This is a genomic window from Natrialba sp. SSL1 (assembly GCF_001861355.1).
Classification (GTDB): domain Archaea; phylum Halobacteriota; class Halobacteria; order Halobacteriales; family Natrialbaceae; genus Natrialba.
Genome location: NZ_MASN01000035.1, coordinates 412,059 through 423,543, shown reverse-complemented (window position 1 = coordinate 423,543; position 11,485 = coordinate 412,059). Strand labels below are relative to the sequence as shown.

Annotated in this window: 9 protein-coding genes; 5 read left to right on the top strand and 4 right to left on the bottom strand. The window is 63.1% G+C overall.

Annotation, left to right across the window (positions count from 1 at the left end):
- Window positions 1-443: 443 nt before the first annotated feature.
- On the bottom strand, window positions 444-1,178 hold the full coding sequence (locus BBD46_RS12955; RefSeq protein WP_139173590.1) for a hypothetical protein: 735 nt from the start codon (window positions 1,176-1,178) through the stop codon (window positions 444-446).
- Window positions 1,179-1,452: 274 nt separating this feature from the next.
- Between BBD46_RS12955 and BBD46_RS12950 the strand changes: the two genes are divergently transcribed.
- Window positions 1,453-3,363: a helicase HerA domain-containing protein gene (locus tag BBD46_RS12950; RefSeq protein ID WP_071402099.1), complete on the top strand. Its 1,911-nt coding sequence runs from the start codon at window positions 1,453-1,455 to the stop codon at window positions 3,361-3,363.
- Here the strand turns inward: BBD46_RS12950 and BBD46_RS12945 are convergent.
- Window positions 3,351-4,487, bottom strand: coding sequence for a DegT/DnrJ/EryC1/StrS family aminotransferase (locus tag BBD46_RS12945; protein WP_071402098.1), 1,137 nt, complete (start codon window positions 4,485-4,487; stop codon window positions 3,351-3,353). The two genes, BBD46_RS12950 and BBD46_RS12945, sit on opposite strands and share 13 nt — an antisense overlap.
- A gap of 228 nt (window positions 4,488-4,715) precedes the next feature.
- Between BBD46_RS12945 and BBD46_RS12940 the strand changes: the two genes are divergently transcribed.
- Window positions 4,716-6,341: an alkaline phosphatase family protein gene (locus BBD46_RS12940; RefSeq protein ID WP_071402097.1), complete on the top strand. Its 1,626-nt coding sequence runs from the start codon at window positions 4,716-4,718 to the stop codon at window positions 6,339-6,341.
- A complete protein-coding gene (locus tag BBD46_RS12935; RefSeq protein WP_071402096.1) occupies window positions 6,338-7,360 on the top strand; it encodes a lipid II:glycine glycyltransferase FemX in 1,023 nt (340 codons plus the stop codon). The genes BBD46_RS12940 and BBD46_RS12935 overlap by 4 nt, the downstream gene beginning before the upstream one ends.
- 21 nt (window positions 7,361-7,381) lie before the next feature.
- Here the strand turns inward: BBD46_RS12935 and BBD46_RS12930 are convergent, their stop codons facing one another.
- Window positions 7,382-7,726: a MarR family transcriptional regulator gene (locus BBD46_RS12930; RefSeq protein ID WP_071402095.1), complete on the bottom strand. Its 345-nt coding sequence runs from the start codon at window positions 7,724-7,726 to the stop codon at window positions 7,382-7,384.
- 184 nt (window positions 7,727-7,910) lie between these two features.
- Here BBD46_RS12930 and glmM point away from each other — a divergent pair, with 184 nt between their 5' ends.
- Window positions 7,911-9,248 carry a phosphoglucosamine mutase gene (gene glmM / locus BBD46_RS12925; RefSeq protein ID WP_071402094.1) on the top strand — a complete coding sequence of 446 codons (1,338 nt, stop codon included), beginning with the start codon at window positions 7,911-7,913 and terminating at the stop codon, window positions 9,246-9,248.
- A gap of 354 nt (window positions 9,249-9,602) precedes the next feature.
- On the opposite strand, the gene BBD46_RS12920 is transcribed toward glmM, so the two are convergent.
- The gene (locus tag BBD46_RS12920; RefSeq protein WP_071402206.1) at window positions 9,603-9,812 is read right to left on the bottom strand and encodes a DUF7563 family protein; all 210 of its coding nucleotides are present in this window, start codon (window positions 9,810-9,812) and stop codon (window positions 9,603-9,605) included.
- A 440-nt stretch (window positions 9,813-10,252) separates the two neighbouring features.
- Here BBD46_RS12920 and glmU point away from each other — a divergent pair, with 440 nt between their 5' ends.
- Window positions 10,253-11,434, top strand: a complete 1,182-nt coding sequence (gene glmU, locus BBD46_RS12915) for a bifunctional sugar-1-phosphate nucleotidylyltransferase/acetyltransferase (protein ID WP_071402093.1) — start codon at window positions 10,253-10,255, stop codon at window positions 11,432-11,434.
- Window positions 11,435-11,485 lie beyond the last annotated feature (51 nt).

Here is an 11,485-nt window from a genome sequence, read left to right as displayed (position 1 = left end):
CCTGCGACGATCGGTGCCAGCCCAGTATGCTGCGGGAGCGGTGTGCCCCGCGCAGGTGTCGCTGGCCGGCATCGCAGAGACAGACAGCCTCCGAGGGGAGACGGAGAGGCTGAGAAACGTCGCGGCGACCCCGACCGGCGAACACGTGCGCGGTGCGGACGGGGTCGAATCGACGGCGCGGTGCCGTCAGCGGTCCCGTCCACGACCACCAAGAAGCCCATTTCCAGTGGGATAGACACTGGAGATGGACGCAAGCACTGCCTTGCCGACAGCGATAGCTGCCGGATGGCGAGTGCACGGTGGCGTGGTCGGGAGCATCGGAACGATCGATACGTTGAGCGGCAGTGACATAATTGTTTCTCAAGTATGGTTTGTTCAAACATACCGTGGATTGGGAAATCGGCGGGCCTTGGGTCGAAGAGAAGAAGAGACGCGTTAGCGGGTCAACCGGGCCAGATACCACTGAACCTTCCGTTGCCAGTCCACCTGCAGTAGGCCTGACTTCCGGTTATGGTATCGAACGAGAGCCTGGTGGGGTAAATATTCAGTATCTTGCTTCCCTGGCCCACGTCCGCATCCCACGTCTCTTCTCTATACTCCTGATTCAGGTTTATCCGCGATGCCTCTTCACCCGATACGTCGACCTCTTTGATCTCAAATTCCACCTGCATACGGCCGTAGTAGTCCGTATTATCGAGTGTCACGCGGCGACCACCGTCGACTTTGACCTCGCCGTCAAAGAGCACAGGTTCGTCTAATACGTCGTCGTACTCGTGTTCGACACGTGCCTTGACGGTGACTGAATAGTCTAGTTCGTTATTTACCCGTACTCCCTTGTTCCCTGTTGGAACAATTTCGGTTACCTGGAGGCGCGTCATCCCGTTTTCTCGGTTGATAATTGGTTTGTAGTGCCGGTCCTCGTAGGTTAGTAACAGGGACTCAACGTCTCGATTGAGCCAGTCTGAGAGCTGTAGATCACCGCTAGTCGTGTATTCGCCGTCCATTATCGCGGTTGTAAGTTCCTCCTTCGGCTGATCGGGTAGTCCGTTAACAACGATCCAGGATGTGTGGTCACATGGATAGTGGCTTTCATTGTCTGATCGCATCACGCTGCTCATGCACCCGGCAATCCCTGCGGTTGACAGACTGAGAGCCGCAAGAATTGATCGACGTTTCATACTTCTTCACCTTCACATCAGAGTGAATATTTTCGGGGTGCTTGATCTCTAAGCAACATTCCGGACAGCCCGGATTCCGACACGAAAACAGACTCTCGATTTGTCGTGAGACGCTACCGTTGCAATCGTCGGGAGTACGGATCCGAAGTATCCGTACAGTGGACTAGATTCCCGGAACAGGGATCACTTCTCGAGGGCGTCGCCGAGGCCAATATTCAAGGTCGCGTGTTCGGACTGTACTGATAATGATCAAGTCGCGCGCAGTCGGGGTGGGATGGCGGTGAGCGAGCAACGCGAGGTGCTCGTGGGCGAAACGGCCGACGGCACGGACCTACACCTGCCGGTCGTCGAACTGCTGACCGGCCGCGGGTTCGTCACCGGTAAGTCCGGGTCCGGAAAATCGAACACCGCCTCCGTCATCGCGGAGGAGTTGCTCGAGGCCGGCTTCCCCCTCCTCATTGTCGACACTGACGGGGAGTACTACGGCCTCAAGGAGGAGTACGAGATGCTCCACGCCGGGGCCGACGAGGAGTGTGACATCCAGATCGGGCCCGAGCACGCCGAACAGATGGCGACCCTCGCTCTGGAGGAGAACGTCCCCGTCATCCTCGACGTTTCGGGCTATCTGGACGAGGACGTTGCAAACGAGCTGTTGCGCAAGATCGCGCGCCAGCTGTTCGTCAAGGAGAAGAAACTCAAGAAGCCGTTCCTCCTCGTCGTCGAGGAAGTTCACGAGTACATCCCCGAAGGCGGCGGCGTCGGCGAGACCGGCAACCTCCTGATCAAGATCAGCAAGCGCGGACGCAAGCACGGCCTCGGCATCCTCGGCATCAGCCAGCGCCCCGCCGACGTCAAGAAAGACTTCATCACGCAGGCGAACTGGCTCGTTTGGCACCGCCTGACCTGGGACAACGACACCAAGGTCGTCGGCCGGATCATCGACACGGAATACTCGGAGATGGTCTCCGATCTCGACGACGGCCAGGCGTTCGTCCAGACCGACTGGACCGATATCGACGTCCGCAAGATCCAGTTCCGCCGCAAGCGCACTTTCGACGCCGGCGCGACGCCCGGTCTCGACGACTTCGAACGCCCCGAACTCAAGTCCGTCTCCGACGCCCTCGTCGGCGACTTACAGGACATCTCAGAGCGCAAGGACCGCGAACAGGACCGCATCCACGAACTCGAGAACGAACTCGAGAAGAAAGAAAAACGAATCGAGACCCTAGAGGACGAACTCGAGTCGGCCCGCGACGTTTCGAGTGCAGCGAAGCAGATGGCCGACGCGCTGAGCGGTCGGAGTACGGTGCAGACGCAGCTCGGCGGCGGAAGCGATGAGGAGTTGCGGCGGCTGCACGAGGAGGTGGTCGAACTGGAGGATGAACGGGACGAACTGGCGGACGAGCGAGATGCGCTGGAGGCCGAGCGCGACGAGCTACGCGAGCAACTCGAGTCCCGCGAGGAACGCATCGAGTCGATTGAAGGGACACTCGAGTCGCGCGCGAAGACGATAGAGCAGTTGCGCTCCCAGCGGGATCGGTTGCGGTCGCGGGTGCGAGAGCTAGAGCATGAGGCGGTCCGTGATGCGGACGACACCGCGGCAGATGATCCCGAATCGGACGAAGAGGCGATCGTGCAGGCGGGCGGCACGCCGGTCGAACTCGGCTACGTGAGTGTCGACGGTGATTCGGACGACGGTGCTGACGATGTCGAGACCGACACCCACCCCCGATTCATCGTCGCCAACGACCAAGACGAGTACGACCTGGGAGACGTCGTCACGCTCTTCGAGACCACCTGGATCGGCGACCGGCTCCACCGTGCCAGCGAGGGCTCTCGCTGTACCGTCGAAACCGCCGCCCACGTGCTGGAGGTGCTGGCGCGCGAAGGGGCACTCGAGACGGAACGGATTGCGACCGAGGTCGATCGGTCGACGGTGGCGGTCCAGAGCCTGCTTTCGGAGCTCCGAACGGAGTCGATTCTCGATCGGACGGAGGTACGGTCGTACGAACTCGCGGGTCCAGTGCGGGCGAAGTTACACGCATTGGCGACCGACGAGTACGACGCGGAGGATCCTGACGAACAGACAGGGAACGAGGACGCCGACAGAGACGAGGGCAAGGGCGAAGACGAGCAGTCACAGGAGGACCACGCACGAAACCGGCGAGAAACTTACTCCCACTGAAGCGCGTCACCGACCGATTCGAGTTCCGCCGGATCGACGTGCTGGTGGACCGGCAGTGTCACGGTTTCGCGTGAGAGTCGGGCCGCCGTTTCGTACGCGGGATTCTCGAGGACGGTGCCGGCGAGTCGCGGCCAGGTATGGACGCCGTCGACGCCGACGCGCTCGAGTTCAGCGATGAACGCGCGGGCGTCGTCAGTTTGGACCGGAAACGCCTGCGGACAGATCCCGTCAGGGAGCGAGTCGAAGACCGGCTCGAGGGAGTCGTACTCGTCGAGAACGCGCCGCCAGGTCCGGAAGTTTGCCCGCCTCGCCTGCCGAATCTCGCTCGGGTCGATATCGCTTGCAAGGTAGGCTGCGAGCTTTGACATCGGTGTTTTCCACGCTTCGTACCGGTCGGCGGGGGTGCCGACGGCTGGCTCGTCGGAGCCGTCTCGTCGCCTGGCGAGCAGCGCGTCGACCGAGTGCCGGACGGGCGGTGCGGTGTCGAGGAACTCCTGGGCGACCGATTTGAGGATGTACCGACAGTCCGCGGTATCGACGCTCCCGCGGATACCCGCGAGTGACGATGGCTCGTAGTGGTCGCTGACCGCGTCGTCGTTGCAGTACAGAACCGCACCGTTCGGAATCGGCAGGAGTTTCCAGAGACTCGTGATGCCGATGTCGCCACGGGTGCCAAGCAGCGTTCCGTGGTTGACGCTCAACGGCGCGTGAGCGTTGTCGTCGATGTGGTAACAACCGGCGTCGTCGGCGATCGACTCGAGTTCCGCGAGTCCGGGCTGGGGAAACCCGAAGTAGTTCACCGACATGACGGCGAGGGTATCGTCGTCGAGTCGCCGTTCCAGATCGACGAAATCTGGCGCGAGGGTCGGTTCGACGGCGTAGTATCGCGGCTCGAGCCCGAGTTCCCGAAGGGGTTCGACGACGCCGTCCGGCAGGTACGCCGGGACGAGAACGTTCTGCTGTCGGGTGGCGTCGACGAGTCCGGCGAGGCCGTCGCGCAGCGCGACCTTTCCGGAGCCGTAGAAGTGAAAGTCGTCGGCGTAGCGACCGACGAACGGTTCGATGCCGGTTGGCTGCTGGGTCGGGAGCGACGCCACGAGCAGCGATGGCGTGCCGCTAATCATCGGTTCGGAAGCCAGCCCGCAATCCTTGTCACCGATACACACATCACGCATACGTGATTGCCGATGCGGGCCTTAGTGATGCGGCCGATACAGCCGGTCGCGACTCCGAAAGCGGAACTTACGGAGCGAAACTGGATACCCGATCGTCAATCGCTCTCCGCTGCAGACCCGGCTTACAGCCGGACAAGCGCTCGCATAACAAAGCCCGGCTGCCGAAACATGTCACCCATGGACGATTCGACAGACGAACCTGGGCTTCGATTGCTGGTCGTCGGTCTCGACGCCGGCTGCCGACCGATTCTTCACCGACTGTTCGAGGAGGGTGAGGTCCCGACGCTCCAGCAACTGTTCGACGACAGCGCTAGCGGGCCACTCGAGTCCCAGATTCCGCCGTGGACGGCCAGCGCCTGGCCGTCGATGTACACCGGGAAGAATCCCGGCAAACACGGCGTCTTCGACTTCCTCTCCTTCGATGGCTACGACTGGGACGTGGTAAACTCGACGCACGTCCGGGAACGGCCCGTCTGGGAACTGCTCTCCGACCACGGCATCGCGAGTGTCGTCGTCAACGTGCCGGTCACCCACCCCGCGCGAGAGTTCGACGGCGCGCTGATTCCGGGGATGACCGCGCCCGAGGACCCCGATTGCCATCCAGAGGGGATACTCGAGGACGTGAAACTGGCCTGCGGCGACTACCGGATCTACCCGCAGAGCGGTCCCGAACCGGACCGATCGATCGAAGGCTACGAACGCACCCTCGAACTCCGTGGGAAGGCATTTCGCTATCTCTGTCGGCGCATCGAGCCCGGATTCGGTTTTCTCCAGTTCCAGCTCACTGACTCCGTCTTCCACGAGCGTCCGGGCGACAAGCAGGCCATCGAGGCGGTCTACCGCGAGGTCGACCGCCAGCTCGAAGCGACACTCGAGGAGACCGATCCCGACAACGTTCTGGTCGTCAGCGACCACGGGATGGGGCCCGTCTCCGGCCCCGAGTTCCGTGTCAACGAGTTCCTGCGCGATCAGGGCTACCTGGACGGCCAGAAGGGCGGCGAGGGAATGCCGAACTGGTCGACGGCCTGGGAGAACGACCTCCTCGAGGGCGAGGACGCGAGCGAGCACGAGGCGGGCGCGGTAGAACGGGCGATGAACGCTGCCGCCAGGATCGGGATTACAACGCAGCGAGTTGCGAGTGCACTCGAGTACGTCGGCCTCAAGGAGCCGATCGGCCGGCGGGTGCCAAACGACATGATTCGCGCGGCGAGCGAGCAGGTTGATTTCCCGAGTTCGATGGTCTACATGCGCTCGAAGAGCGAGCTCGGGTTACGGATCAATCTCGAGGGGCGCGAGCCGAACGGACAGGTGCCGGCTGCCGACTACGAGCGGGTGCGAGACGAGGTGATCGACGCGCTGGCGGACGTGCGAACGCCGGACGGTGAGCCGGTGTTCGACGCCGTCGCGCCGCGGGAGGCCTACTTCGACGGTCCATACGTCGAGCACGCGCCGGACATCGTCACCGTCCCGTCCGACTTCGATACGGCCGTCGTCGCCGACCTCGGTCAGGCGCAGTTCGGCGAGCCGATGGAGCCCTGGAACCACAAGCAGACCGGCGTGGTCGCGGCAACGGGCGAGGCGTTCGACGAACGCGCCGGCGTTGCAGGGGCGACGATCTTCGATATCGCGCCGACGATCTGCGCGCTGTTCGACGTGCCCATCGATGCCGGGATGGACGGGACCACGCTCCCGGTGATCGAGGAGAGTTCGCGCACGGAGTATCCGGCATACGAGCCCGACCCGATCACCGTAACTGACGACCGGGCGGTCGAGGACCGCCTCTCTGATCTGGGGTACCTATGAGTATCGAGGTCACCGAACTCGATCCGTGGCAGGACGCCGACGAGTGGGACCGGTACGTCGAGCGCTCGGACGGGACGAACCCGTTCTTTCGCGCGGACGCGATCCGGCTGCAGGCACAGGATACAGGGACGACGCCGCACCTCCTCGTCGGCTTCAAGGGCCAGGAGGCGGTCGGCATCTTTCCGATCTTCGAGTTCACCAGAGGACCGGTTACGGGCGCGTTCTCGCCCGCCCCGCAGTCGTGGTCGTGTTACCTCGGTCCCGCGCTATTGAACGTCGACAAACTCAAACAGCGCAAGGCCGACCGCCGGATCGAGCGCTTTCTCGAGGGCTGTTTCGAGTGGCTCGAGACCGAACTCTCGCCGCTGTACACGCGGTTCGTCGCGGCCGAGTTCGCCGACGTTCGCCCGTTCGTCTGGAACGAGTTCGACGTGGAGCCGGAGTACACCTACGTCGTCGACCTCGAAGGCTCGGAAGACGACCTCCTCGACCGCTTCAGCAGCGACGCACGGAGCAACATCCGAAACGCTGACGATGACGCTTACACCATCGAAGAGGGCGACACCGATGACGTCGAACGGATCGTCGACCAGGTCGCCGCCCGCTACGAGAACCAGGGTCGCGCCTTCCACCTCAGCCCTGACTTCGCCCGGTCACTGCACCGCACGCTTCCCGACGGCTCGCTCCGTCCCTACGTCTGTCGCGTCGACGGCGAGTTCCTCGGCGGCATCCTCGTCGTCGAGTCCGAGACGACCCGTTACCGCTGGCAGGGCGGCGTCAGACCCGATGCGGACACCACCGTCAGCACCGACCTGGCCATCAACGACCTCCTCGACTGGCACGTCATGCGCGACGGTCTACGCGACGGACTCGAGTATTACGACCTCGTCGGGGCGGGTGTGCCGAGCATCAATCGGTACAAGGCGAAGTTCAACCCCCGACTGGTGACGAACTACGTGATTACGTCGGGGGCGTTCGGATTCGATCTGGCGGTGGATCGGTATCGGAAGTATCGGTGACCGGTTCGACGTCCCACACACCTACTGCTCGACGATCCGATACTTCGACTGGCGCGCATCCTGCAAACAGACCCGGCTGTCGACCTGTTCCGCGTTCTCCAGTTTCCCGAGCGCATACCGAACCGTCCGTGAGCACAACCGCGACTCCGCGGCGAGTTCCTCCTGCGTGAGCGAGCCCTCGTACTCGAGTACCTTGTAGACGAGTTTGGCGCTTGGCGGGAGGTCGGTGAGTGTGGTGTTCGGTTCAGGGTCAGATTCAGATTCAGATTTGGATTTGGATCCGGATCCGGATCCGGATTCGAGGTCCGGCTCTGGGTCTCGGTCTGGGTCTGGGTCGCTTTCGGGCTCGGAGTCAGTGGCACTCATAGTCAACTGTCTCGGCGTACCTCGTGGCGCTTCTATACCGTTTCGACGGTTCAGAATCATAGGGTTGTGCTAACCGAACGTTGGCCGTCCGTTCTTCGCAGTCAAACGATCGACGGCGGGAATTTGCGCGAGCGAACGCTGTTAACCACAACATAGTAAGGCGCTGGATCGCGTCACGACCGGTATGTTCGGAACGAGTGGCATCCGCGGCCCGATCGGCGACGAGGTAACGGCAGCCCTCGCACTCGCCGTCGGTCGAGCGGTTGCCTCGGATGGGTACGAGACGGTCGTCCTCGGACGAGACGCGCGCGAGAGTGGCTTGATGCTAGTCGACGCGGTCTCGGCCGGCCTGCGCGAGTGCGGCGCGGACGTGATCGAAGTCGGCATCGCGGCGACGCCGACCGTCGCCCGCGCGATCGACCACCTCGACGCGGACGCCGGTATCGTCGTCACGGCCTCGCACAACCCGAAGACGGACAACGGGATCAAGCTCTGGACACCCTCCGGAAAGGCGTTCGGCCCCGGCCAGCGTGACGAAATCGAACGACGAATCGAGGAGTCGGACTACGACCTCGCCGCCTGGGACGAACTCGGCACCCACCGCCAGTACGACGGCGCGACCGCGTTCCACGCCGCAGCGCTCGCGGACGCGGTCGACATCGACGGGAACCCGCACGTGATCGTCGACGTCGGCAACGGCACCGGCGGCATCACCGCCTCAGTCCTCGACGACCTCGGCTGTACTGTCGAAACGCTCAACGGCCAGCCCGACGGCTCGTTCCCCGGTCGGCCGAGCGAGCCAAACGCGGAGACACTCGAGTCCCTTGCCGCGATGGTCGAACACACCGACGCGGATCTCGGGATCGGACACGACGGCGACGCGGATCGGATGATGGCGGTCGACGAGACGGGGACGTTCGTCCCGAAGGACGCGTTGCTCGCGCTGTTCGCCCGCAAGGCAGCGGGCGACGGCGACCGGGTCGCTGCACCGGTTGACACCAGTCTCGCTGTTGACGACGCGCTCGCAGCCGTTGGTGCGTCGCTGACGCGGACACAGGTCGGTGACGTCTACGTCGCGGAGCGGGCGACCGAGGACGACGTGACCTTTGGCGGCGAGCCGAGCGGGGCCTGGATCTGGCCGGAGGAGACGCTCTGCCCCGACGGTCCGCTCGCGGCCTGTAAGCTGGTGGAGTTCGTCGACACAGCGGGGCCGCTCTCCGAGCTTGCGGACGAAATCGAACAGTATCCGATCCGCCGCACGTCGGTCGAAGTGACCGAGAAGAAAGCAGTGATGACGGCCGTGCAAGAGCGCGTGACCGAGGTCTACGACGACGTGGACACACTGGATGGAGTCCGCGTCGAGACGGACAAGGGCTGGTTCTTGCTCCGTGCCAGCGGAACGGAGCCGCTCGTCCGGGTGACGGCCGAAGCCCGCTCTGCAGCGGCCGCAGAGCGCGTTTTCGACGAGGCACGGGCACTGGTCGAGGAGGCGATCGACGCGGTCGGAGTAGCCGAGCAGTAGCGGGACAGCGGTGTGTTCGGGCGGTTTCTCGGCTGGTGGCTCTTCTGATCCTCCTGGTCTCTGCCTCGCTCGGCCTGTCGACTCGTTTTAGGATGTGAGTGGGAGAGTGGGTGAGTGAAGAGTGGGTGAGTGGAATGGCGTTGAGCGTCGAGAGTGTAAACTGAGACGAGGAGAAATGAAAGACGGGAGGGGAGAAGTCGAGAACGATGAAGGGCCGGTGACCGTCTAGGAGACGGAATGGGAAGTCGATGAGCACGAGCCTCCCAGCCGGGTGGTAGGACGGGAACGCAGACGGGCGATCCTGCCACGGAGCCGCATCTTCTGGTGGCTGTTCGTTTTTCGACGTCGTTGCGTCTAGCGCTTCTCTTTGGGGATGAAATCGGAGGTCTTCATCTCGCGATACGTCGCACAGTCGGGGCAGGCGTGGACGACGTCGCGATTGTCTCCGAAGACACGAGCGAACTGACGGGTGACCTGGTTGCCGCAGTTGACACAGCGGGGGGCGCTCGTTTGCTGGCGAGACGTCATCGGCGTCCACTTCGCATCAGTTGGTTCCGTCGACATCATCAGGCCGTAGCCACAGAACGGTATTTAATATAGACTGCATAACTCGATTTCTGGACGCTAGCACCGCCGTTTATGCCGAATTTACCCGATTCCATTCGATTGCGGAAATCGACACTGTAACCGGTTCTACGTCGCGAAATTCAATATTTCCTGAACGTAATGGCTCGTTTTACCGGCTGATTTCGACGGAATTTCTCGACCGGGAAGTGTTCGTCGAATCCACCCGCTGACCGAATCACCACCAGGGTCACAATGGTTGCACGCGACACTCGTCCAAAACGACTCCACCACCCAATCGAAACGACTTGCCGCCAGTACAACGACGACAACGAGAGGCATATCGCCCGTCTCCGCCTCCCGTGAACGGTTTTTCTCGCGCTCAGGTCGGGCGATTAGATGCTGTATATTTATCCCCCACATGGCCGTAGGTCAGGGTCATGAAAGCAGTCGTTCTCGCAGCGGGAGAGGGAACCAGGATTCGGCCGCTCTCCGGATCCGTCCCGAAACCGATGTTGCCAGTCGCCGACCGACCGCTCGTCGCCCACACCGTCGACGCCGCAATCGACGCCGGGGCCGAGGAAATCGTTCTTGTCGTGGGTTACGAGGCCGACACCGTCAGAGAACACTTCGAGGACAGCTATCGCGGCGTCCCGATCACCTACGCCGTCCAGGAAGGTCAGGACGGCACCGCGGACGCCGTCAACGCCGCCAGCGAACACCTCGACGGCCCCTTTGCGGTCCTCAACGGGGACAATCTCTACGACCCCGCCGCGATCGACGCGCTCTTCGACGCCTGCCCGGCCGTCTGCGCCGTCGAGGTCGAGAACCCGAGCAACTACGGCGTACTGAGCACCGAGGACGATACCATCGTCGACATCGTCGAGAAACCCGCCGATCCCCCGACGAACCTCGCCAACGCCGGCGCGTACGCCTTCCCCGAGCGCGCCCGCGAGTGGCTCGAAGTCCCCGCCAGCGAACGCGGCGAACACGAGATCACGGACGTACTCGCCCGCGTCATCGACGAGTTCGCGGTCACCCCGGTCACGACCGACCGCTGGATGGACGTCGGCCGCCCGTGGGAACTCCTCGAGGCCAACGAATGGAAGCTCGGCGAGCTCGACCGGCGCATCGAGGGCGAGGTCAGTGATGCAGCCCAACTCGAGGGCGACGTCGTCGTCGAGGAAGGTGCAACGGTGAAACCCGGAGTCGTGATCGAGGGACCGGCGCTGATTCGCTCGGGTGCGACGGTGGGCCCGAACGCGTACGTTCGCGGGGCGACGCTCGTCGACGAGGGCGCGTCGGTCGGCAACGCGGTCGAGATCAAAAACAGCGTCCTCTCTCGTGGGACATCCGTCAGCCACCTCTCCTACGTTGGGGACAGCGTGCTCGGCCGTAACGTCAACTTCGGTGCGGGGACGACGGTCGCCAACCTTCGCCACGACGACGAGGCGATCAAGTTCACTGTCAAGGGCGAGCGGCTCTCGACGGGACGACGGAAGTTCGGCGTCGTCGCCGGCGACGAGGTCAAGACGGGGATCAACACGAGTCTGACGCCCGGGCTGAAACTCGACGCCGGCGCGACATCGAAACCCGGTGAAGTAGTCGAGCGGGATCGGTAAGGCGAACCTGGTCCTGAAACTGTTTCTCCACCAACATCACCGAAACCACTG

Coding starts and splice junctions, on each gene's coding strand:
- BBD46_RS12935 (WP_071402096.1), top strand. CDS start 6,338: ATGAGTATCGAGGTCACCGAACTCGATCCGTGGCAGGACGCCGACGAG.
- glmM (WP_071402094.1), top strand. CDS start 7,911: ATGTTCGGAACGAGTGGCATCCGCGGCCCGATCGGCGACGAGGTAACG.
- BBD46_RS12920 (WP_071402206.1), bottom strand. CDS start 9,812: ATGTCGACGGAACCAACTGATGCGAAGTGGACGCCGATGACGTCTCGC.
- BBD46_RS12930 (WP_071402095.1), bottom strand. CDS start 7,726: ATGAGTGCCACTGACTCCGAGCCCGAAAGCGACCCAGACCCAGACCGA.
- BBD46_RS12950 (WP_071402099.1), top strand. CDS start 1,453: ATGGCGGTGAGCGAGCAACGCGAGGTGCTCGTGGGCGAAACGGCCGAC.
- BBD46_RS12945 (WP_071402098.1), bottom strand. CDS start 4,487: ATGATTAGCGGCACGCCATCGCTGCTCGTGGCGTCGCTCCCGACCCAG.
- glmU (WP_071402093.1), top strand. CDS start 10,253: ATGAAAGCAGTCGTTCTCGCAGCGGGAGAGGGAACCAGGATTCGGCCG.
- BBD46_RS12955 (WP_139173590.1), bottom strand. CDS start 1,178: ATGAAACGTCGATCAATTCTTGCGGCTCTCAGTCTGTCAACCGCAGGG.
- BBD46_RS12940 (WP_071402097.1), top strand. CDS start 4,716: ATGGACGATTCGACAGACGAACCTGGGCTTCGATTGCTGGTCGTCGGT.